The organism is Chthonobacter albigriseus, from assembly GCF_013839445.1.
Taxonomy (GTDB): domain Bacteria; phylum Pseudomonadota; class Alphaproteobacteria; order Rhizobiales; family Pleomorphomonadaceae; genus Chthonobacter; species Chthonobacter albigriseus.
Map to the genome: position 1 here is coordinate 356,825 of NZ_JACDIT010000003.1, position 22,192 is coordinate 379,016.

Annotated in this window: 19 protein-coding genes; 9 read left to right on the plus strand and 10 right to left on the minus strand. The window is 68.6% G+C overall.

The annotated features are described in order from the left end of the window. Positions 1 to 276 precede the first annotated feature (276 nt). Positions 277 to 2,193, minus strand: a complete 1,917-nt coding sequence (locus HZ321_RS11935; RefSeq protein ID WP_181702562.1) for an ABC transporter ATP-binding protein — start codon at positions 2,191 to 2,193, stop codon at positions 277 to 279. Between the two features lie 203 nt (positions 2,194 to 2,396). Here HZ321_RS11935 and HZ321_RS11940 point away from each other — a divergent pair, with 203 nt between their 5' ends. Beyond that, positions 2,397 to 3,383, plus strand: a complete 987-nt coding sequence (locus HZ321_RS11940; RefSeq protein ID WP_181702563.1) for an MBL fold metallo-hydrolase — start codon at positions 2,397 to 2,399, stop codon at positions 3,381 to 3,383. Between the two features lie 19 nt (positions 3,384 to 3,402). On the opposite strand, the gene HZ321_RS11945 is transcribed toward HZ321_RS11940, so the two are convergent. Then, positions 3,403 to 5,259, minus strand: coding sequence for an ABC transporter ATP-binding protein (locus tag HZ321_RS11945; protein ID WP_181702564.1), 1,857 nt, complete (start codon positions 5,257 to 5,259; stop codon positions 3,403 to 3,405). Between the two features lie 456 nt (positions 5,260 to 5,715). On the opposite strand from HZ321_RS11945, the gene HZ321_RS11950 reads away from it, so the two are divergent. Beyond that, on the plus strand, positions 5,716 to 6,207 hold the full coding sequence (locus HZ321_RS11950) for a tRNA (cytidine(34)-2'-O)-methyltransferase (protein ID WP_181702565.1): 492 nt from the start codon (positions 5,716 to 5,718) through the stop codon (positions 6,205 to 6,207). 29 nt (positions 6,208 to 6,236) lie between these two features. After that, on the plus strand, positions 6,237 to 7,151 hold the full coding sequence (gene hemF, locus HZ321_RS11955; protein ID WP_181702566.1) for an oxygen-dependent coproporphyrinogen oxidase: 915 nt from the start codon (positions 6,237 to 6,239) through the stop codon (positions 7,149 to 7,151). Between the two features lie 13 nt (positions 7,152 to 7,164). Here the strand turns inward: hemF and HZ321_RS11960 are convergent, their stop codons facing one another. Genes HZ321_RS11960 through HZ321_RS11970 form a run of 3 tightly spaced genes read right to left on the minus strand, consistent with a single transcriptional unit; the run spans position 7,165 to position 9,580 of the window. After that, positions 7,165 to 8,349, minus strand: a complete 1,185-nt coding sequence (locus HZ321_RS11960) for a CCA tRNA nucleotidyltransferase (RefSeq protein WP_181702567.1) — start codon at positions 8,347 to 8,349, stop codon at positions 7,165 to 7,167. Further along, positions 8,346 to 8,993: a CoA pyrophosphatase gene (locus tag HZ321_RS11965; RefSeq protein WP_181702568.1), complete on the minus strand. Its 648-nt coding sequence runs from the start codon at positions 8,991 to 8,993 to the stop codon at positions 8,346 to 8,348. Before HZ321_RS11965 ends, HZ321_RS11960 begins: the two co-directional genes overlap by 4 nt. Beyond that, the gene (locus tag HZ321_RS11970) at positions 8,990 to 9,580 is read right to left on the minus strand and encodes a DUF1285 domain-containing protein (RefSeq protein WP_181702569.1); all 591 of its coding nucleotides are present in this window, start codon (positions 9,578 to 9,580) and stop codon (positions 8,990 to 8,992) included. Before HZ321_RS11970 ends, HZ321_RS11965 begins: the two co-directional genes overlap by 4 nt. A gap of 193 nt (positions 9,581 to 9,773) precedes the next feature. On the opposite strand from HZ321_RS11970, the gene HZ321_RS11975 reads away from it, so the two are divergent. From HZ321_RS11975 to HZ321_RS11990, 4 genes are read left to right on the plus strand one after another with little or no spacing between them, the layout of a single operon-like run. Beyond that, positions 9,774 to 10,784, plus strand: a complete 1,011-nt coding sequence (locus HZ321_RS11975; protein ID WP_181702570.1) for an AAA family ATPase — start codon at positions 9,774 to 9,776, stop codon at positions 10,782 to 10,784. Between the two features lie 5 nt (positions 10,785 to 10,789). Further along, positions 10,790 to 11,719 (plus strand): DUF58 domain-containing protein, encoded by a 930-nt coding sequence (locus HZ321_RS11980; RefSeq protein WP_181702571.1) that lies wholly within the window; start codon positions 10,790 to 10,792, stop codon positions 11,717 to 11,719. After that, positions 11,716 to 14,550, plus strand: coding sequence for a DUF4159 domain-containing protein (locus HZ321_RS11985; protein WP_181702572.1), 2,835 nt, complete (start codon positions 11,716 to 11,718; stop codon positions 14,548 to 14,550). Before HZ321_RS11980 ends, HZ321_RS11985 begins: the two co-directional genes overlap by 4 nt. A 15-nt stretch (positions 14,551 to 14,565) precedes the next feature. Then, positions 14,566 to 16,641, plus strand: coding sequence for a hypothetical protein (locus tag HZ321_RS11990; protein WP_181702573.1), 2,076 nt, complete (start codon positions 14,566 to 14,568; stop codon positions 16,639 to 16,641). A 93-nt stretch (positions 16,642 to 16,734) separates the two neighbouring features. Here the strand turns inward: HZ321_RS11990 and HZ321_RS11995 are convergent, their stop codons facing one another. Together HZ321_RS11995 and HZ321_RS12000 are read right to left on the minus strand one after the other, a co-directional pair. Continuing rightward, entirely contained in the window at positions 16,735 to 17,274 is a 540-nt protein-coding gene (locus HZ321_RS11995; protein ID WP_425305395.1) for a GNAT family N-acetyltransferase, read from the minus strand. 307 nt (positions 17,275 to 17,581) lie between these two features. Next, on the minus strand, positions 17,582 to 17,878 hold the full coding sequence (locus tag HZ321_RS12000; protein ID WP_181702574.1) for a hypothetical protein: 297 nt from the start codon (positions 17,876 to 17,878) through the stop codon (positions 17,582 to 17,584). A 390-nt stretch (positions 17,879 to 18,268) separates the two neighbouring features. Here HZ321_RS12000 and HZ321_RS12005 point away from each other — a divergent pair, with 390 nt between their 5' ends. Next, positions 18,269 to 18,535 (plus strand): hypothetical protein, encoded by a 267-nt coding sequence (locus HZ321_RS12005; RefSeq protein WP_181702575.1) that lies wholly within the window; start codon positions 18,269 to 18,271, stop codon positions 18,533 to 18,535. Here HZ321_RS12005 and pssA read toward each other — a convergent pair. Together pssA and HZ321_RS12015 are read right to left on the minus strand one after the other, a co-directional pair. Beyond that, the gene (pssA, locus tag HZ321_RS12010) at positions 18,521 to 19,411 is read right to left on the minus strand and encodes a CDP-diacylglycerol--serine O-phosphatidyltransferase (RefSeq protein ID WP_181702576.1); all 891 of its coding nucleotides are present in this window, start codon (positions 19,409 to 19,411) and stop codon (positions 18,521 to 18,523) included. The two genes, HZ321_RS12005 and pssA, sit on opposite strands and share 15 nt — an antisense overlap. 20 nt (positions 19,412 to 19,431) lie before the next feature. Beyond that, positions 19,432 to 20,184 carry a phosphatidylserine decarboxylase gene (locus HZ321_RS12015; RefSeq protein WP_181702577.1) on the minus strand — a complete coding sequence of 251 codons (753 nt, stop codon included), beginning with the start codon at positions 20,182 to 20,184 and terminating at the stop codon, positions 19,432 to 19,434. Positions 20,185 to 20,396: 212 nt separating this feature from the next. Between HZ321_RS12015 and HZ321_RS12020 the strand changes: the two genes are divergently transcribed. Next, positions 20,397 to 20,570 (plus strand): hypothetical protein, encoded by a 174-nt coding sequence (locus HZ321_RS12020; protein WP_181702578.1) that lies wholly within the window; start codon positions 20,397 to 20,399, stop codon positions 20,568 to 20,570. Between the two features lie 15 nt (positions 20,571 to 20,585). Here the strand turns inward: HZ321_RS12020 and cimA are convergent, their stop codons facing one another. Next, complete coding sequence (cimA, locus tag HZ321_RS12025) at positions 20,586 to 22,187, minus strand: citramalate synthase (RefSeq protein WP_181702579.1); 1,602 nt, start codon at positions 22,185 to 22,187, stop codon at positions 20,586 to 20,588. Positions 22,188 to 22,192: the final 5 nt, after the last annotated feature.

The following is a 22,192-nucleotide window of genomic DNA, read 5'->3' on the forward strand; positions in this document are numbered from 1 at the left end:
GCTTTGGAAGGAGAAGCGGACGAGGCGGGGCCGTGAAGGGTCCAGTTCAGTCGACGAAGAAGGTCGGAATCGCTTTGGGGGCGCCGCCCAGGTCCGTCGGTCGGCGATGTTTTTGCACCAACGCCATGGAATGTCCAGTTGGGGCGAGACCGGGGCCTGACGAGATGTCCGACGACGTTTTGTCGCAACGCACCATGAAGCATCCCTATCGGCTCATCGACAGGGCCCACAGTGCACTTTTCGTGAACAGAGCGGGTCGGCGCCGCCCCGTGCCGCCTACTCCGCCGCCGCGCTCTCCTCTTCCAGGTCGTCGGTGATGAAGCCGCCGGTCTGCCGCGCCCAGAGGCTGGCGTAGAGACCACCGCGGGCGACCAGCTCGGCGTGCGTGCCTGTCTCCACGATCCGGCCTTTGTCCATCACGATCAGCCGGTCCATCCGCGCGATGGTCGACAGCCGGTGCGCGATGGCAATCACCGTCTTGCCTTCCATCAGCGTTTCCAGGCTCTCCTGGATCGCCGCCTCGATCTCGCTGTCGAGCGCGCTCGTCGCCTCGTCCAGCACCAGGATCGGCGCGTTCTTCAGAAGCACCCGTGCAATCGCGATCCGCTGCCGCTGCCCGCCGGAGAGCTTCACGCCCCGCTCGCCCACGTGCGCGTCGTAGCCCGACCGGCCACGATTGTCGGAAAGCCCGGGGATGAACTCGTGCGCCTTGGCGAGCGTGGCCGCCCGGACCATCTCCTCGTCGGTCGCGTCCGGCCGGCCGTACTTGATGTTGTCCCGGATCGAGCGGTGCAGCAGCGAGGTGTCCTGCGTCACCACCCCGATGGCGGCCCGAAGGCTGTCCTGCGTCACCGCGGCGATGTCCTGCCCGTCGATCAGGATCCGCCCGCCCTCCAGGTCGTAGAGCCTCAGGAACACGTTGACCAGCGTCGACTTGCCCGCCCCCGACGGCCCGACCAAGCCGATCTTCTCCCCCGGGGCGATGTCGATCGTCACCCCGTCGACAGCCGGCCTGCGGCTGCCGTCCTCCAGCAACCGACCGTAGTCGAAGTGGAGATCCCGGAACGCCACGGCCCCGCGCGACACCCGCAGCGGCGCCGCGTCCGGCTGATCGATCACCACCTTCGGCCGGGCGAGCGACCGGACGGAATCCTCCAGCGTCCCGATCGAATCGTAGACGTCGCCGAGGTTGAACACCGCTGCGCGCGACAGCCCATGGATCTGGACCAGCAGCGCCAGCACGGCCGCGATGTCGCCGCCGCTGGCGAGCCCCGCCTGCCAGAGATGAACGCCGATCGCCGCCCCTGAAGCGACCAGCAGTCCGTTCATGAACGACAGGATCACCGCCAGCGATGTCAGGTACCGCTGCTGGACGGTGCTCGCCTCCACGCCCGAGGCGAGTGCCTCGCGCACATGGCTGTCCTCCCGCCCGATCCCGGTGAACAGCCGGACGGTCATGTAGTTGGAGTAGCCGTCGACGATCCGCCCGGTGAAGATGGACGACGTCTCCGACACCCGCCGCGCCGCCGCGCGGCTTCGCGGCAGGTAGACCCAGAGAATCCCCACGAACGCGCCGATCCAAATCACCACCGGCAGCGCGAACAGCGGATGGTGAAGCAGCAGGAACACGATGGTGCCGATCAGGAACAGGATCGCGTAGAGCAGCTGGTCCGCCAGCTGCCGCACCAGGCTGCGGATCGCCTGCCCGGTCTGCCCCACCTTGGTCGCGATCCGCCCGACGAAATCGTTCTGGAAGAACGAGATGTCGGCCCGCGACACGTATTCGTGCGTCCGCCAGCGCACCAGCACGCCGACGTTCCGCAGCAGGGTCTGGTTGCGCACCAGCGAGGCGATCACCGTCACGCTCGGGCGGATCACCACCAGGAGGAGCGCGAACAGCGCGATATCCCAGGCATGAGCTTGCAGGAACGCCGGATTCGGCGCCTGCGAGACGAGGTCCACCAGGCGCCCGATCATCCACGGGATGGCGATCTCCACCGCGGTCGTCGCCGACGTCAGCGCGATCATCAGAACCACCGCCCACCCGGTCTCGGCGAAGAACGAGCGGACTACGCGCCACACGCTCGTTGGCGGGGTCAGCGGGTGCTCGCCGGCCGTCGGCTTCAGAGGGTCGATGCGATCTTCGAACCAGCGGAACAGGCGGTCGATCAGGCTGGCGGGACGTGAGCTCATGGCGCGAGTGTGGGGATGGCAGCGATTTCGGCAAGGGGAGAACGGCAAATCGGGTGCGATTGTCCCGTCTTGCCAGCCATTTGCGTCGCCGTCTCCCGAAAACGTGAGCGGAGGTTGATGAGCCGGCGGCCACCACTCTCCGTAAGGTCGCCTTGCATGCAAATGGCGCGATCGTTCGCGTCGTCCTGGAGGAGACAACACCAATGCAGACCCCATCGAACCGCATCGATCGGCGCGATCTCATCGTCGGAGGCGTTTCCGCCCTGGCCCTCGGTGCCGCCGGCGCCGTGTCCTTCGCCCCGCCGGCCCGGGCCGCGGCTCCCCAGGTCGGTCCGGAGAAGCCGTCCTTCTACCGCTTCAAGCTCGGCAGCTTCGAGGTCGTCACCCTGCTGGACGGCCTGCGTCCCGGCGACGGCCCCCACCCCACCTTTGGCGCGAACCAGTCGCCGGAGGACGTCGCAGCCCTGATGACCGCGAACTTCCTGCCGCCCAACCAGATGGTGAACAGCTTCACGCCCGTGCTGGTCAACACCGGGCGCGAGGTCGTGCTGTTCGACACCGGCCTCGGAGCCGGCGCCCGCCCGGCCATGGGACGCCTCGCCGACCGGCTCGCCGCGGCCGGCTATGCACCCGACCAGATCGACATCGTCGTCCTGACCCACCTCCACGGCGACCACATCGGCGGCCTGATGGAAGGCGACAAGCCCGCCTTCGCCAACGCGCGTTATGTCACCGGATCCAAGGAATACGATTTCTGGACAAAGACGGCCCCGTCCACCCCGGCTGCCGAATCTGCGAAAGCGGTGGAGGCCAAGGTGGTGCCCCTCGCCGAGAAGATGACTTTCATCGACGACGGCGCCAGCGTGGTCTCCGGCATCACGGCAATGGCTGCCCACGGACATACCCCGGGACACATGATCTTCAATCTGGAAAGCGACGGGCGCCGCCTCGTGCTGACCGCCGACACCGCCAACCACTACGTCGCATCGCTGCAGAAACCCGACTGGGAAGTCCGCTTCGATGCCGACAAGGCCGCCGCGGCGGCCACCCGCAAGTCGGTGTTCGGCATGCTCGCCGCCGACAAGGTCCCCTTCGTCGGCTACCACATGCCCTTCCCCGCGGTCGGCTTCGTGGAGCCGATGGGCGAGGGCTTCCGCTACGTCCCGGCGAGCTACCAGTTCGACCTCTGACGGAAGGCGCGGCGGCGGCTCACTCCGCCGCCGCGCTCTCCTCTTCCAGGTCGTCTGTGATGAAGCCGCCGGTCTGCCGCGCCCAGAGGCTGGCGTAGAGGCCGCCGCGGGCGACCAGCTCGGCGTGCGTGCCTGTCTCCACGATCCGGCCCTTGTCCATCACGATCAGCCGGTCCATCCGCGCGATGGTCGACAGCCGGTGCGCGATGGCGATCACCGTTTTGCCTTCCATCAGCGTTTCCAGGCTCTCCTGGATCGCCGCCTCGATCTCGCTGTCGAGCGCGCTCGTCGCCTCGTCCAGCACCAGGATCGGCGCGTTCTTCAGAAGCACCCGTGCAATCGCGATCCGCTGCCGCTGCCCGCCGGAGAGCTTCACGCCCCGCTCGCCCACGTGCGCGTCGTAGCCCGACCGGCCACGATTGTCGGAAAGCCCGGGGATGAACTCGTGCGCCTTGGCGAGCGTGGCCGCCCGGACCATCTCCTCGTCGGTCGCGTCCGGCCGGCCGTACTTGATGTTGTCGCGGATCGAGCGGTGCAGCAGCGAGGTGTCCTGCGTCACCACCCCGATCGCCGCGCGGAGACTGTCCTGCGTCACCGCGGCGATGTCCTGCCCGTCGATCAGGATCCGCCCGCCCTCCAGGTCGTAGAGCCGCAGGAACACGTTGACCAGCGTCGACTTGCCCGCCCCCGACGGTCCGACCAGCCCGATCTTCTCCCCCGGGGCGATGTCGATCGTTACCCCGTCGAGCGCCCCGCGCGTCTTGCCGTAGTGGAAGTGCACGTCATCGAACCGCACCCGTCCGCCGCCGACCGCGAGCGGCTTGGCCACCGGCTTGTCGACCACGGTGTGCGGCGTCGCGATCGTCGTGATGCCGTCCTGCACGGTGCCGATGTTCTCGAAGATGCCGGTCACCTCCCACATGATCCAGCCGGACATGTTGATGATGCGCACCACGAGACCGCCTACCAGCGCGATGGAGCCCGTCGAGATCGAGCCGAGCGACCACAGCCAGATCGCCGTCGCGCCGGTGATGAACACCAGCACGCTGTTCAGCGCCGAGATCGTCATCGTCATCCGCGTGATCAGCCGCTGCTGGTCGAAGAACTCCTTGGTGTGGTCGACCAGCGCCTGCCGCGCGAAGTCGTCCTCGCGGTCGGTATGGGCGAACAGCTTCACGGTATGGATGTTCGTGTAGCTGTCGACGATGCGCCCGGTCAGCAGCGAGCGTGCCTCGGAGATCGACTCCGACTTCTGCTTCACGCGGGGGATGAACCAGCGAAGCACCAGAAGGTAGGCGCCGATCCAGACCACCAGCGGCGCGGCGAGCCGGAGGTCCGCCTCGGCGAACAGGTAGAGCGCCGATCCCGTGTAGAGCATCACGAACCAGACCGCGTCCGCCCCCTGCACCAGCGACTCGCGCAACGCCGGACCGGTCTGCACGATCTTGTTGGCGACGCGGCCGGCGAAGTCGTTGTTGAAGAACCCGATCGACTGCCTGAGCACGTATCGGTGGTTCTGCCAGCGGATCAGGTTGGTGAAACCCGGCGCGATCGCCTGATGAACGAGCAGGTCGTGCAGCGCCGTGAAAATCGGCCGCGCGATCACGATTACGAAGCCCATCCAGAGGAATGTGGCCCCGTGGTCCGCCCACAGCCGTTCCGGCGTCGTCGCGCCCAGAATGTCGACGATCGCGCCGATGTAGCGGAAGATCGACACCTCGATCAGCGCCACCACCAGCCCGACCGCCAGGAGCACCGCGAACGGCTTCCAGACCTGCCGCAGATGGTGCCAGTAGAACGCCAGAAGGCCGACCGGCGGCTGGCCGGCCGTATGGTCGCGGAACGGGTCGATCAGGCCTTCAAAGAAGCGGAACATGGGACAAAACGATCCTGTTGGGATGCCATGCGGCGTCGGCGAAAACGCCATGTCGGACCGCGGCCGCAATCAACGGCCACCTCTGCCGACTCGCCGTACGAGATGATTGAAGCCTAGCGCAGCGGATCGACGGGAGCACCTGAACTCCCCGTGTGCGACTTTCTCGTGACGGACCTGGACCCCGGACTGTTTTTTCCGTGCACCGAAACAAATCGGTCCGCGTCCCCAAAGTTGGTGACGCGCCCGCTTTTCCCCCACCATAGCTTGGTGTGCGTCACCGCGTGTAAGGCCTCGCGCGTCTCCGCAGGGACTTTTCGCGTCGCGCTACCCCCGAGGCCCGGTTCTCCCTAGACCCACACCCCTCGGCGGCGGGAACCGCCCGGCGCTCCCTCAATCGCCGGGCGGTTTCCCGTTTTCGCTTTCCGCGGTGGCGGACCCGTCCTAGAACGCGGCGGCATGATCGCACTCGCCCTCTACCAACCCGATATCGCCCAGAACACGGGCACGCTGCTGCGCCTTGGCGCCTGCCTCGGAGTCCCGGTCCACGTCATCGGTCCGCCCGGTTTCGACCTGTCCGACCGCGCGCTCCGCCGTGCCGGCATGGACTACCTTGAGCAGGCGACACTGGTCCGCCACATCGGTTGGACCGCCTTCCTGACGTGGGCGGAAGCGGAGCGCCGCCACATCGTGCTGGCCACCACGAAGGGCGCCCTGCCCTATGCGGAGCACGCCTTCGGCTCGGCCGACGTGATCCTCCTCGGCCGCGAATCCGCGGGCGTCCCTGACGCGGTCCACGAGCGCGCCGACGCGCGCATCACCATCCCGATGCGGCCGGGTTTGCGATCCGTCAACGTCGCGCTGGCCGGCGCGATGATCCTGGGCGAGGCCCTGCGGCAGACCGGCGCCTTCCCGGCACGGGCCGGTGACAGCGCTGGCGAACCGTCGTAAACCGGCCGCAACCCAAGGAGAACGACCCGATGGACCCCAGGGAGAGCCTCGCGAACGCCACCATCCCGGAGGGGATTGAAGACAAGAAAGTCGCTGCGGCTGCGTGGTTCACAGAGTTGCGCAACCGGATCTGCGCCGCCTTCGAAGCAGTCGAGGACGACCTGTCCGGCCCCCTCTCCGATCGTCCGGCCGGGCGCTTCCAGCGCAAGGCCTGGAGCCGCACCGACCACACCGGCGCCCACGGCGGCGGCGGCGAGATGTCCCTGATGCACGGCCGCGTCTTCGAGAAGGTCGGCGTCCACGTCTCCACCGTCCACGGCGAGTTCGCGCCGGAGTTCCGCAATCAGATCCCGGGCGCCTCCGAAGATCCCCGCTTCTGGGCCGGCGGCATATCCCTGATCGCCCACCTGCAAAATCCCAACGTGCCCGCCGTCCACATGAACACCCGCATGGTGGTGACCACCCGCCAGTGGTTCGGCGGCGGCGCCGACCTGACGCCGGTACTCGACCGCCGACGCACGCAGGAGGACCCCGACACCATCGCCTTCCACACGGCGATGCAGTCTGCCTGCGACTCCCACGCCCATGTCGACTACGGCCGCTACAAGGCCTGGTGCGACGAGTACTTCTTCCTGAAGCACCGCAACGAGATGCGCGGCATCGGCGGCATCTTCTACGACTACCTGCATTCCGGAAGCTGGGACGCCGACTTCGCCTTCACCCGCGACGTCGGCCTCGCCTTCCTCGACGTCTACCCCCGGCTCGTCCGCGCCAACATGGAAACGCCCTGGACCGACGCCGACCGCGAGGAACAGCTCGTCCGCCGCGGCCGCTATGTCGAGTTCAACCTCCTCTACGACCGCGGCACCATCTTCGGCCTGAAGACCGGCGGCAATATCGAAAGCATCCTCTCCTCCATGCCCCCGGTGGCCAAGTGGCCGTGAGGCTCGCGCCCACTCAGCCCGCTTCAAAGCCCCCGCGGATCCACGCCTCCTCCAATGACCTAAGCCGTTTCCCGAGTTCCGGTCCGGGCTCCATGCCCTGCGCCACCAGATCCGCGCCCGTGATCGGGAACCGGGGAGCAGCCCAGTCCTTTGCAATACCGAACGTGGCCGGCAGGGCGGCACCGGAACGGGCCGCCGAATGGATAAGCGCGCCGACGACGACCGTATTCCCCGCCCGGTAGACCGCCTCCTTCACCGCTTGCGTAACCGGATCCGCCCAAAGTCGCGCGCCCCAATTCACGACGTCGGCGATCAGGTCGCGTTCCGCGTTTGAGAGCCGCATCCGCTCCGCCAATCGCACGGCGTCATCCGCCATCTCTGCACCGAGCACGGCGAGCGCCAGCGGTGGTACCAGCTCCACGCCGCTGGCCTTCGCCAGGTCGAACGCCCGCTTCAGGCGATCCGGCCATCCCTGGCCGCCGAGCGCATGCTCCAGGATGCCGGCATTCGCCATCACGGCCGTCGTGTCGGGTGCTCCCTTGGCAATGACCAGCTTGCGCATCTCCTGGCCGATCCGCTCGCGCGACAGCCGGTCGAGCCCGGCCTGCAACCGCATGCAGGCCTCCAGCCCCTCCGGGTCCGGCCGCCCGTGGCCGTAGGTCGCGAAGAACCTGAAGAACCTGAGGATCCTGAGGTAGTCCTCGCGGATCCGCTCGTCCGGCACGCCGATGAAGCGCACCCGCCGCGCCGCGATGTCGGGCAGCCCGCCGACCGGATCGTGCAGCGTCCCGTCGAGGTCGCAGGCGACCGCGTTCATGGTGAAGTCCCGGCGGCGGGCGTCCTCCGCCCAGTCGTCGGTGTAGGCGACCACCGCCCGCCGCCCGTCGGTCTCCACGTCGGAGCGCAGCGTCGTCACCTCGAACGGCTTCGACCGAGCGATCACCGTCACCGTGCCGTGCTCGATGCCCGTCGGCACCGGCTTCAGCCCCGCCGCTGCCGCGAGCTCGACCACCCGCTCTGGCCGGGCGTCGGTGCAGAGGTCGACGTCGGCGACCGGTTCGCCAAGCAGGGTATTCCGCACCGCTCCGCCCACCGCCCGCACCCGGTGCCCGCCGGCCTCGATCGCCCGCACCACCGCCGCGAGCGCCGGGTCGGCGAGAAAAGCGGCGCCGGCGAGGGAGGCGGGCAGATCGCTCAACGGTACACCTGTTCATAGAAGAGCCTCAGGATCCCGGCCGTCACGCCCCAGATCCGCCGCTCCTGGTAGGGCATCGCATAATAGCGCCGTTCCACGCCGCGGAACGGGCGCGTCTCCAGCAGATGGTTCTCCGGCGTCATCAGGAACGCCAGCGGCACCTGGAAGACGTCCGCCACCTCCTCCGGATTGGGCGTCAGCGGGGCGTCCTCCTCCACCACGGCCACCACCGGGAAGATCCGGTAGCCGGTGTTGGAGATGTAGGGGTCGAGCAGGCCCAACGGCCGCACCAGACGCCGGTCGAGCCCGATCTCCTCCTCCGCCTCGCGCAGCGCCGCCGCCACCGGATCGGCGTCCTCCGGATCGATTTTGCCGCCCGGCAGCGCGATCTGGCCGGCATGCGCCTTCAGGTGGGCGGTCCGCAGCGTCAGGATCATCGAAGCGCCCTCCGCCCCGCCCACGATGCCGATCAGCACCGCCGCGTCGCGCAGCGTCATGTCCTTCAGGAACTCCGTCAGCGACGGGTCCGTCACATGGTCGCCGGCATGCAGCCTCGGCACCAGGCGCGTCGTGTCCAGCGGGTGCAGCCGCTCCCGCCGGGCATCGAGGTCGGCCGTTGAGAACACCGGTGTCGCCACGTCGCTCATGCCTCGCCCATCGCTCCCTTCGGAAGCGGGTGGAACACCCCGCCAGCCCGGATGCCCAGGCGGCCGTCCGGGCCTTCCTCGACCAGCTCCGCCGCCTCCTGCGCCAGCGCCCGCGTGAACCGCGCCTCCAGCCCCGCCCGGACATGGACGTAGGGCACCAGCCCGCCCGAGCCCTCCTCGATGACGAACCGCAGCCGATGCTCCGGCCCGGCCTCCACCACGTCACCGACGTTGGTGCGAAGCGTCAGCGTCCGCCCGTCGCCATCCCCGGCCGCGTGCATCTCCACCGCCAGGAACGGCACGTCGGCGACGCGGATGCCCACCTTCTCCACCGGCGTCACCAGGAAATAGGCATCCGCATCGCGCTTCAGAACGCTCGCGAACAGCCGCACGAGTGCCTCCCGCCCGATCGGCGTGCCCATGTAGTGCCACTGCCCGGCCCGGTCGATCGCCATGTCGATGTCGCCGCAGAACGGCGGGTTCCACCGCTCAACCGGCGGCTTGCGACCATCCGGCGCGGCCCGGCCGATCAGCGCGGCCAACCCTGCCATGTCGCCGCCGAAAGGTTGGTTTTCAGCCGCGCCCATGCTTCCGCTTCCCGCAACCCGCCTTCACGACGACGTGACCGATGGTTCTGGCATTCGTCACTTTTTCGCCTTCTGAAGTCTTTCCCGTGGACGAAACCGATCCCGTGTCCATGTTTCCATATGGCATGGGATGCGTCGGCCTTTAAGAGATGTCAAACTCGACCGACGGCCTGCGACAGGAGACTACCGGACCATGAGTGCACCACGGATCGCGGGAACCGCTGCCGACCCGGACCAGATCGTCGCCGACGCCGAGGCCGCTGTCGCCCGGATCGTCGCCGCGCGCGACGCCATCGCCCGGGTCATCTTCGGCCAGGAGAGCGTGGTGGAGCGGGCGCTCATCACCGTGCTCGCCGGCGGTCATGGCCTCCTCGTCGGCGTTCCCGGCCTCGCCAAGACCAAGCTGGTCGAGACCATGGGCACCGTGCTCGGCCTCAGCGAGCGCCGCATCCAGTTCACGCCCGACCTGATGCCGTCCGACATCCTCGGCTCCGAGGTGCTCGAGCAGGCCGCTGACGGTTCTCGCGCCTTCCGCTTCGTCCGCGGTCCGGTGTTCGCCCAGCTGCTGATGGCCGACGAGATCAACCGCGCCTCGCCGCGCACCCAGTCGGCGCTACTCCAGGCCATGCAGGAGCGCCACGTCACGGTTGCCGGCCAGCGCCACGATCTGCCCGAACCCTTCCACGTGCTCGCCACGCAGAACCCCCTGGAGCAGGAAGGCACCTACCCGCTGCCCGAAGCCCAGCTCGACCGCTTCCTGCTGCAGATCGACGTGCTCTACCCGGACCGCCAGTCCGAGCGCCGCATCCTCCTGGAAACCACCGGCGCCGAGGAGGCGCGGGCCGAGCGCGTGCTCGAGCCGGCCGAGATCATCGCCCTCCAGAAGCTGGTCCGCCGTGTGCCTGTCGGCGAATCCGTGGTCGAAGCCATCCTCGACCTCGTCCGCTCCGCCCGGCCGGACAGCGGCATCGGCCGCCACTCTAACGCCATCGCCTGGGGTCCCGGCCCCCGTGCCAGCCAGGCGCTGATGCTGACCGTGCGTGCCCGCGCGCTGGCGCAGGGCCGGCTCGCGCCGTCCATCGACGACGTGAAGGCGCTGGCCGAACCGGTCCTTCAGCACCGCATGGCGCTGACCTTCGCCGCCCGTGCCGACGGCGTCGGCGTCCGCGACGTCATCGCCGACCTCACCGGCCGGATCGGATGACGCGCATGGCGGGCGTCGACCAGACCGCGACTGCCCCTGTGCTGACGCCGGCCATGACGGCGAGCGCCCGTTCGCTCGCCGCATCGCTGCCGGATCTGATGGTGGAGGCCCGCCAGGTCGCCAACACCGTCGCGACGGGTTGGCACGGACGGCGTCGCGCCGGCTTCGGCGAGGACTTCTGGCAGTTTCGCCCTTTCCAGTTCGGCGAACCCGCCCGCCGGATCGACTGGCGACGCTCCGCCCGCGAGGAAGGCCACCTCTACGTCCGCGAGCAGGAACTGGAGAACGCCCATACGGTGTGGCTCTGGTCGGACCTCTCCGCGTCGATGCGCTTCAAGTCCGATCTGGCCTCCACATTCAAACGCGACCGCGCCATCGTGCTGATGGTCGCGCTGGCCGAACTGCTGGCCCGCTCCGGCGAGCGAATCGGCCTGCTCGGTCACGGCCGGCCGATCGCCAGCCGCAGCGCGGCCGAACGCCTTGCCATGACGCTTTCGCATCTGGAAGACGACACAGCTCGCCCGTCCGTCGGCGCTGTCCGCCGCTTTCATGAGGTGGTCGTGTTCGGCGATTTTCTCGACCCGGCCGACGAGATCGCCCTGGAGCTGTCCCACCTCTCCGGATCCGGCGCGCGCGTCCACCTCGTCCAGGTGCTCGACCCCATCGAGGAGACCTTCCCCTTCACCGGCCGCACCGAATTCATCGATCCCGAAACCGGAGGTCGCATCACCGCAGGTCGGGCGGAAGCCTGGAAGAAGGGCTATCTGGAAGCGCTCGGCCGCCACCGTGAGGCGCTGCGCGACGCGACCCGGCGCCCCGGCTGGAGCTTCCTGATCCACCACACCGACCGACCGCCGGCCGACGTGTTGCTCGCGTTGCACGCTCGCTTGTCAGCCGGCGCCGTCCACACCGGCGTGGCGGGAGGCGCGGCATGATGGGCCTTCCCTTCGCCTTCGCTGCGCCCTGGGTGCTCGTCGGTCTTGTGGCGCTTCCCATCCTCTGGTGGGTGCTGCGGGTCACCCCACCGCGCCCGAGCCTCGTCACCTTCCCGCCGCTGCGGCTCCTGTCGCAGGTTCGCGTGGAGGAGGAGACCCCTGCGCGAACCCCTTGGTGGCTCACGCTGATCCGCCTTCTCCTGGCGGCCCTCGTCATTTTCGCGCTGGCCGGCCCGACCTTCCGCCCGGTGGCCGACCGTCTCACCGGCACAGGCCCCGTCTGGCTTCTGATCGACAACGGCTACTCCGCCGCTCCCGATTGGGAGGCCCGCCGGTCCACCGCCCAGTCCGTCATCGACAACGCCTCGGCCGCCGGACGGCCAGTCGTCGTGGTCGGCACGGCCGAGGGCATCAGCCGCGACATCACCGCGGTCCGGCCGGAGGAAGCGGGCGACCGTCTCGCCGCCCTGGAACCGCGCGCCTGGTCTCCAGACCATGGCCTCCTGACCCAGCCGCTTGCCCGCGCCGCCGAAGCCGCGGCGCCCGGCGACGTCGTCTGGATCGCCGAACCGGTCGACGACGGCACGGGCGCCGCCTTTGCCGCAACGCTGCGCGACCTGGCCCCGGGCGCCGCCGTGACCGTCGCCGGGGCGGGCTCCGTGCCGCCGCCCGTGGTCACCGCCGTCGCCCATGACGGCGAGGCGATCAAGGCTACGATACGCCGGATCGACGCCGCTACCACTGCCACGGGAACGATCCGCGCCGTCGACCGCCGAGGCACATTGCTTGACGAACAGCCCTACGCCTTCGAAGCCGACGCGACGGAAGCGAGCGCCAGCTTCAAGCTGCCGCTGGAACTCCGCAACGAGATCGCCCGCATCGAGGTCGTCGGTGCGCGGACAGCCGGTGCGGTGCAGTTGCTCGACGACCGCTGGCGCCGCCGCACCGTCGGCCTTATCTCCGGCGCCAACGCCGACCGCGCCCAGCCGCTCCTGTCGCCGACCTACTATCTCACCCGGGCGCTGTCGCCCTTCGCCGATATCCGCGAGCCCCGCTCCTCCGGCATCGACGCCGCCGTCGAGGGCTACGTGAACGACGGCATCGCCGCGATCGTGATGGCCGACGTCGGCACCCTCACCGGCGAAACCGCCGAGACGGTCTCCAGCTTCATCGAGGGTGGCGGCGTGCTGATCCGCTTCGCCGGACCGCGGCTCGCCGCCGGCGAGGACGACCTTGTGCCGGTGCCGCTTCGCCGCGGTGGCCGCACCCTCGGCGGCGCGCTCTCCTGGGAGGAGCCTCAGTCGCTCGCCGACTTCTCCGACGCCGGCCCCTTCTCCGACGTCGCAGTGCCGGGCGACGTGTCGGTCGAGCGTCAGGTGCTCGCCGAGCCCTCGCCCGACCTCGACGCCAGCACCTGGGCGACCCTTGCCGACGGCACGCCGCTGGTCACCGCCAAGAAGGTCGGCGCCGGCTGGCTGGTCCTCTTCCACGTCACCGCCGACACCACCTGGTCGAACCTTCCGATCTCAGGCGCGTTCGTCGAGATGCTGAGGCGCGTCGTGGCGCTCGGCCAGGCCACCGGCACGGCGACGGCCGACCGTGCGGTCGCCACCCAGGCGCTGCTCGCACCGTTGTTGATCCTCGACGGCCAGGGCCGCCTGACGAGCCCCCCGAACGACGTCCGCGGCATCCCCGCCGCCGGGGTCGCCAACGTGACCGCCAGCCGGGACACCCCGCCCGGCCTCTACGGAACCGAGGATGCGTTCCGCGCGGTGAACCTGATGCGACCCGACACCCCCTTCGCCCGCCTCGACCTCGCCGCCCTCGGCCCTGAGGCGACCCGCGTGCCGCTGTCCACCGACCGCGGCGTCGCGCTCGAACCCTGGCTGTTCTCGATGGCTTTCCTGCTGCTGATTGTCGACGCCATCGCCGTGCTCGCTCTTGTCGGCGGGATCCGGCTCTTCACTGGTTGGCGCGCCGCCGGCACCACCACCGCCATCTTCCTCGCAGCCGTCCTGTCGCTCGCACCGGGCGACGCCCGTGCCCAGACTCAGCTCTCCGCCGAGGACCAGAAGATCATCGACGAGGTGAGCGTTCCGCGCCTGGCCTACATCACAACCGGCAACGCCGAGATCGACGAAGCCAGTCGCGCCGGCCTCTGGGCGCTCACCCGCTTCCTCGCCGCCCGTACGGCGCTGGAGGGTGGCGAGCCCGTCGGACTCGACCCCGAGAAGGACGAACTCGCCTTCTTCCCGTTGATCTACTGGCCGGTCGATCCCGCCGTCGCCGCGCCGAGCCGCGCCGCGATGGACCGCATCGACGCCTTCATGAAGTCCGGCGGAACGGTGCTCTTCGACACCCGCGACCAGTTCTCCAACTTCGACGGCGGCTCGACCCCAGCATCCGAGCGCCTACGCGAGATGCTGGCGACCCTCGACGTGCCCGCCCTGGAGCCGGTCCCGGCCGATCACGTGCTGACCAAGGCCTTCTACCTGATGGCTGATTTCCCCGGCCGCTACGTCGGCAGCCCGCTCTGGGTGGAGGCGAGCACCTCCGCCGAGGAGGAGGCCGCGGCCGAAGGCGGCGGCGACGTTCGCCCGGTCCGCACCGGCGACGGCGTGTCCCCGATCCTGATCACCGGCAACGACTTCGCCGGCGCCTGGGCGGCCGACGACGCCGGCCAGTTCCTCTATCCCGTCGTCCCCGGCGAGCCGCGCCAGCGCGAGTTCGCCCTCCGGGCCGGCGTCAACATCGTCATGTACAGCCTGACCGGCAACTACAAGGCCGATCAGGTCCATGTTCCTGCGCTTCTGGAGCGTCTGGGGCAGTAACCGGAGCGTCGCCGTTTGGCCTGGTCCCTCGCCTTCGACCCGTTCGTCCCCTGGTGGCTGATCGTCGCCGCGGCGGTCGTCGCCCTGGCCCTGGTGGGTTTCGGCGCGACCCGGCGGATCCGCGGCACGATCCTGCGCGGCCTGGTGTTCCTGGCGCTTCTCGGCGCGCTCGCCGATCCCTCGCTGGTCCGCGAACAGCGCGCGCCGCTGGAGAGCGTTGTCGCGGTGGTCGCCGACCGCTCCGCGTCCCAGAGTGTCGAAACCCGAACCGACGACACCAGCGCCGCCGTGGCGGGACTGACCGAGCGCCTCTCCAAACTCCCGAACATCGACGTCCGCGTCGTGGAAAGTGCCCGCGAGACAACCGGAGATGGCACCCAGTTGTTTGCCGACGTGTCCCGCGCCCTCTCCGACGTCCCGCCCGACCGCATCGCGGGCGTCATCGCGGTGACCGACGGCGAAGTGCACGACGTGCCCGCCGACAAGGGCAAACTCGGCTTTTCCGCCCCGGTTCACGCCCTGATCACCGGCCACGAGGACGAGATGGACCGCCGCGTTCAGGTCGTCTCGGCGCCGAAGTTCGGCCTTGTCGACAGCACCCAGGTGGTCCGCTTCAAGGTGGACGACCAGGGCAAGGCGCCCCAGGGCGTGACGGTCGAGGTTGTGGTCAAGCGCGACGGCGAAGAGATGGTCCGCCTGGATGTGCTCCCCGGCCAGGAAGTCTCGATCGACGTCCAGATCGCCCACGGCGGACAGAACATCTTCGAGATCGAGACCCCGGTCATCGACGGCGAACTCTCCCCGGTGAACAACCGGACCGTCGCCGTCATCGAGGGAATCCGCGAGAACCTCCGGGTGCTACTCGTCTCCGGCGAACCCCATGCCGGAGAGCGGACCTGGCGCAACCTGTTGAAGTCGGACGCCTCGGTGGACCTCGTCCACTTCACCATTCTCCGCCCGCCGGAAAAGCAGGACGGCACACCGATCAATGAACTGTCGCTGATCGCATTCCCTACCCGCGAGTTGTTCGCCACCAAGATCGATGAATTCGACCTCATCATTTTCGATCGATACCAGCGCCGCGGCGTCCTTCCGCTGATCTACTTCGACAATATCGCCCGCTATGTTGCAGATGGCGGCGCTGTTCTGATCGCCGCTGGTCCCGATCCTGACGACGGGGATAGCGTATACGATACCCCGCTGGCGCCGACCTTGCCGGCCCGGCCGACCGGCGAGACGCTGGAAGTGCCCTTCAAGGCTGCTGTCAGCAACCTGGGCGAGCGTCATCCGGTGACCCGCGATCTGCCCGGCGCCGAGGCCTCCCCTCCGGCCTGGTCCCGCTGGTTCCGCCTGATCGACGCCGTCGCCGAGCGCGGCGAAACGGTGATGAACGGGCCGGACGAGAAGCCCCTCCTGGTGCTGTCGCGGGAGGGCGAGGGCCGCGTCGCGATGCTACTCAGCGATCAGGTCTGGTTGTGGGCCCGCAATTTCGAAGGCGGCGGCCCGCACGTTCCGCTGCTCCGCCGGTTGGCGCATTGGCTGATGAAGGAGCCCGACCTGGAGGAGGAGGCGCTCCGCATGCAGGCCGAGAACGGCGACCTGATCGTCGAGCGCCAGACCCTCGAGGAAGCCGTCGAGCCCGTCACCGTGACGCTCCCAACGGGAGAAAGCCGCCAGTTGACGCTCGATCGCGCCGAGAACGGCCTGTTCCGCAGCCGCATCGACGACGCCCCGCTCGGCCTTTACCGGGCGACCGACGGCACGCTGACCGCGCTGGCGCATGTCGGACCGACCGATCCGAAGGAGTACCGCTCGCTGCTTTCCACCACCGAGGTCCTGCAACCGATCGCCGACGCGACGGGAGGAACGGTGCAGCGCCTGAAGGAGGCGGCGGACGAGGCCGTGACCATCCCGCGCATCGTTCCAGGACGCGGCGGGAGCAGCTTTGGCGGGCCGGGCTGGCTCGGTCTCGACGTCTCCGACGCCTACGAGGTGACCGGAATCGAGCGCACCCGGCTGCTCGCCGGCTTCCTTGGACTCGCCCTGTTCCTGGCCGCGCTGGGTGCAACCTGGTGGCGAGAGGGGCACTGATCCCCTCCCCCGCTTCGTCGTGCGCTTTTTCGTGTTGATGTAGTCGCGTTTTTCGAGCGGAACCGGGGCTACGTAGCCGCCGAACCCCGCTGGTCAGCGAGCCGCGCGTGCAGCGCCGCCCACCCCGTCCGACGCCCCCGCGATCAGCTCGGCGACGAGCAGCCGGGTCGGATCCACCGGACCGGGCATCTCGATCGCACCAGCCTTAGCCACCCTGAAGCCAAACGGCCAATAGTACGGCAGGTCGCCGACCAGGAGGACAAGCCGGTGGCCGTGCTGCCGCGCAGCCTCCATCGACCGGCGCATCAGCGCCTTGCCGACCCCCAGGTTCTTGAGCTCCGGCCGCACGGCCAGCGGCCCGAGCAGCAGCGCCGGCGTTTCCCCGATCAGGATCGGCGTCAGCCGAACCGAGCCGACCAGCTCCCCCCCGGCCTCGGCGACCAGGCTGAGCAGGGGATCGTGCGGCGTTCCCTCCCGAAGGCGGAAGGCGGTGCGGGCGAATCGCCCCGGACCGAACGTGACCTCGTGGATCGCCTCGATCCGGTCGGTGTCGGCGGGATTTTCGGAGCGGAAGTGGACGCCGTCCAAGAGGAGCGGCGAAGCGGGGGCGTGAAGAGTGTCGACGGACATCATCGCAGTCATGGCGGCCTGTTCAGCGAAGAGAAGCGTGGATAAAGCCCGCGTCTCCGCCTCGGAACCTGCCGGCTGCCGATGGGTCAGCGCAGGCGAGCGGACGCGAGGGCACGGAGCGGGTCGAAGCCGCTCGGCCGAATTCGTCGTCGCAGGTCCGCTCTGACCGACATGAAAAGTTATCCCCTCAGGAGGCCAGTGCGTTTATCACGGGACAGCAGCACCGACAAGGGAGGCGGCATGGAAGAAGCTGGAACGGAAATACGCAGAACCGCCCGCGTCCGGGGCGGACATGTGCGCAGCCAAACCCTCAGCGCCGTGGGTCCACGCGGACCGGGATGGGGATTGGCACGCCTCTGCCGCCTGCCGGCTGGTCGTCGTCGTCGGAGCCGATCCGCATGATGGCGGTTCCCATGGCGACACTGGCGAGCGTGATGATGAAGCCGAAGGTCATCATGCCGATCGGCAGGGCAGGATTGTCGCTGGCAGCGACCAGACGCCCGATCCCGCCCACGTCGAAGCCGAGCAGACCGGTCACGACCACGACGCCGGCCGTCGCGCCGGCCAGACCGTTGAGAGCGAGGAGACGAAGCAAGGGCTGGCGCATCGGTGCCTTCCAGGGTCGGGCGGGGCCACTGTTGCTGCAACGTCCGATCCGATTCAATTGTTCCTACGAAGGAACGGCGGATCCGGTTCTTGTCTCGACAGGCCAAGCCGCGCCCTGTGTCCAGCCATTGTTCCGGGTGGCAACGGGGCCCCTTCCCTCCCCGACATGGTCCGCGCAAGCGCACCATGACGGCGGCGGGGGAAGGAGGCCGCGAACTTGTCGTGCGGCCGACGTGAACACAATTGAAAGTTCAGCGTTGTACTATGCCATCAGGAATAAACCCTAAGTGGGCCTTGACGCGGCTTGGAAACCAATCGCGTTTATGACTTGTTAACCATGATGGCGTGACGATGGATTCGCCGGGATCCATCGCGGGAAGAGGAGGTGAGGATGGTGAAGCCGTTCCGTAAGCCGACGACCGACCGCCCGCTGTCCACCGAGTCCCTGCGGGCAGATCCACGCCTGATCGACAATCCCGCGGCCCGACACGATTTCGCCTCGGACCTCTCGTTGATGACGCAGATGCGCGATCATCTCCGCAGCGGCCGTCCGACGTCGGGCAACGAAGCCCTCCGGATGCTGCGTTCCGCCTTCCCCGACGTTCCGCTGGCCGACCGGGCCCGCGTCGCCGGCGAGATGAACTCACCGCAGTTCTGAACGGTCCCGCTGATCCGCATCCCCGTCCGGACTGTCCGACGGGATCAGATCTTCTCCGTCGAAACCAACCTCCTCGTCGCGTGCGCCATGCGCCCGCGCGAGCCTGTTCCAGTGCCGCCATCCGAACGGGATGGCTGCAAGGTAGGCGATGGTGATCGCCGACAGCATCTCGAAGGGGAAGCTGACGATCAGCCCGACCACGACGACGAGGCCGACCAGCAGCGGCAGAACCAGGTCGCGCCGCACCTTGCCGAGCTTCTTGCCGGAGAAGGTCGGAATGCGGCTGACCATCAAGAGCGCCACCAGGATGACATAGCCGATCACCACCGGCGCGGTGACGGGCGGCACGTCGATACCGGAAAAGTCCAGGTAGATCGGCAACAGCACGGCGAGCGCGCCGGCGGGGGCCGGGACCCCGGTGAAGAAGTTCGCCTGCCAGTCCGGCTTCTCCTCCGTCGATGCCACGTTGAAGCGGGCGAGCCGGAGCGCGGCGGCGATGGCGAACACCAGCGCGGCGAGCCAGCCGAACGACTTCACGCCATGCAGGATCCAGCCGAACAGCAGGATCGCAGGGGCGACGCCGAAACTGACGAAGTCACTGAGGCTGTCGAGCTCGGCGCCGAACTTGGAGGTGGACTTCAGGAAGCGCGCGATGCGGCCGTCCAGACCGTCGAGCACGGCGGCGACGAGAACCGCATAGACCGCGACCTCCCACCGCCCTTCGATCGTCATGCGGATGGCGGTGAGACCGGAGCAGAGCGCCAGCAAGGTGATCATGTTGGGGATGATCACACGGACTGGGATCGCCTTGATCCGCCGTGTCTTGCGGCCCGGGGTGCGGTCGTCAGGGTCGATCGAGGGAAACAAGGTTGGCATGGGTCCGTCGGCTCCGGTCGTCAGGCGATGCGTACGACGGGAACGGCGCCCTCGCCGGAAAGATCCGCAATAACCGTTTCGCCCGCGACGCTGCGGCTGCCGACGCCCACCCGGGCGACGCTGCCGGCGGGCAAATAGACGTCCACACGGCTGCCGAAGCGGATCAGGCCGAAGCGGTCACCGACCACCAGCGTTTCGCCCTCCCGCACGAACGGGACGATGCGGCGCGCGATCAGCCCGGCGATCTGGACTACGCCGACCGTACGGCCGTCGGCGAGTTCGAACACCAGGCCGTTGCGCTCGTTGTCCTCGCTCGCCTTGTCTAGTTCGGCGTTGAGGAACTTGCCGGCGCGGTAGGCCATCCGCGACACCCGGCCGGTGACGGGCGCGCGGTTCACGTGGACGTCGAACACGTTCATGAACACGCAGATCCGCAACCGCGGCTCGGACCCGATGCCGAGGTCCGGCGGGGGTACGGCCATGCCGATGGAGGATACCCGCCCATCGGCCGGACTGATCACCAGCCCCGGCAGAACGGGCGTGACGCGAACCGGATCGCGGAAGAAGAGGGCACACCAGATCGTCAGAGCAAGACCGATCCAGAACAGCGGATCGATGAACCAGCCGATCACGAAGGTGGCCACCGCGAAGATCGCGATGAACTTGTGACCTTCCGGGTGGATCGGCGGGATGGCGTTCCTGATCGAGGCGACGATGGACATGGGCTCCCGTTCAACGTCCTGAGGGCGAAGAGGATCCCTCCCCTTTCGCATGGATCGCGAATGGGGGGAAGCACCGAGGCGATCGTCTCCAATTTATCCGAAGTTCGTGACCGAGCCTCAACGCTGCCTTGCGAAAGCCGCCCGGACCGGCGGATTCGCCAGCGATCTTCATGATCTGCGAGGCTTCTGCGGCGCTATCGTGATTTCCGGAAGACAGGTGGTCGGATCGCACGAGAACGCGCACCGGCCGATGGAGGACTGGAATGCAAGTATCCGCGCAGACCGCCCCGAGCGTGAATGACGTTCGCCCCAAAGAGCCCAACATCGCCGACCAGAAGGCGCGCCAGGAGAAGGCCGAGGCCGTCGAAGCCAAGCCGCGCGAGGATGCGCGCCCCAAGCCGGAAGGCATGGGCCGGGTGGTCGACAAGCTCGCCTGAGGACAGGGCGGGCGGTCACTCGCCCGCGTGGCCATTCCTCAGCAGCTTGTAGGTGATCGAATCCACCAACGCCTGGAACGACGCGTCGACGATGTTTTCGCTGACGCCGATCGTCGACCAGCGCCGGTTGGTGGCGCGATCCATGCTCTCGATCAGCACGCGCGTGACCGCGCCGGTGCCGCCGTTGAGGATGCGCACCTTGTAGTCGGTGAGCTCCAGGCTGCCGATCTCCGACTGGTACTTGCCGAGATCCTTGCGCAGCGCCTGGTCCAGCGCGTTGACCGGGCCGTTGCCTTCGGCCACCGACATCAGCACCTCGCCGTCGATCTTCAGCTTCACCACCGCTTCGGACACGGTGATGACCTCGCCGCGCGCGTTGTAGCGGCGCTCCACGATGGTCCGGTAGCTCTTCACCTCGAAGTAGGTGGGGACCGTGCCGAGGTGCCGGCGGGCGAGCAGCTCGAACGAGGCGTCCGCCGCCTCGTAGGCGTAGCCCTTGGCCTCCCGATCCTTGACGTCCGAAAGCAGGCTGTCGAGCCGCCGGTCGGCCTTGTCGAAGGGGACGCCCAGCCGCTCCAGTTCGGCGACGAGGTTCGAGCGGCCAGCCTGGTCGGACACGAGCACGCGACGGTGGTTGCCGACGCTCTCCGGCGGGACGTGCTCGTAGGTGCGCGGATCCTTCATGATCGCCGAGGCGTGGATCCCCGCCTTTGTGGCGAAGGCCGACGAACCCACATAGGGCGCGTGCCGCGACGGCGCGCGGTTGAGGAGTTCGTCGAAGGCGCGGCTGACGCTGGTCAGCGTGCGCAGCGCCTCGTCGGAGATCCCCGTGGAAAGCCCCGCGAACTCCGGCTTCAGTTTCAGGGTCGGAATCAGCGTGGTGAGGTTGGCGTTGCCGCAGCGCTCGCCGATGCCGTTGAGCGTGCCCTGGATCTGTCGCGCCCCCGCCCGCACAGCGGCGAGCGAGTTGGCGACCGCCTGCCCCGTGTCGTCGTGCGCGTGGATGCCGAGGTTGGAGCCCGGAACCACGGCCGATACCGCCCCGACGATCGCCTCCACCTCGTTCGGCAGCGTGCCGCCGTTGGTGTCGCAAAGCACGATCCAGCGCGCGCCGGCGGCAAAGGCCGCCTCCGCGCAGGAGAGTGCATAGGCCGGATTGGCCTTGTAGCCGTCGAAGAAGTGCTCGCAGTCGACCATCACCTCGCGCCCGGCTTCGCGAGCGGCGGCGACCGACTGGCGGATGGAGGAGAGGTTCTCCTCCGGCGTGGTCTTCAGCGCGACCTCCACGTGGTAGTCCCACGTCTTGGCGACGAAGGTGACCGCGTCGGCCTTGGCGGCGATCAGCGCGGCGAGCCCTGGGTCGTTGGAGGCCGAGACGCCCGGCCGCTTGGTCATGCCGAAGGCGGTGAACACCGCGCGGCGGGTGCGCTTCTCCCCGAAGAAGGCGTCGTCGGTCGGGTTCGCGCCGGGGTATCCACCCTCCAGGTAGTCGATCCCCAGGTCGTCCAGCATCCGCGCCACCGCGATCTTGTCCTCCACGGAAAAGTCGATGCCCGGCGTCTGGGCGCCGTCGCGCAGGGTGGTGTCGTAGAGATAGAGGCGGTCCGGGGTGGACATGGCAG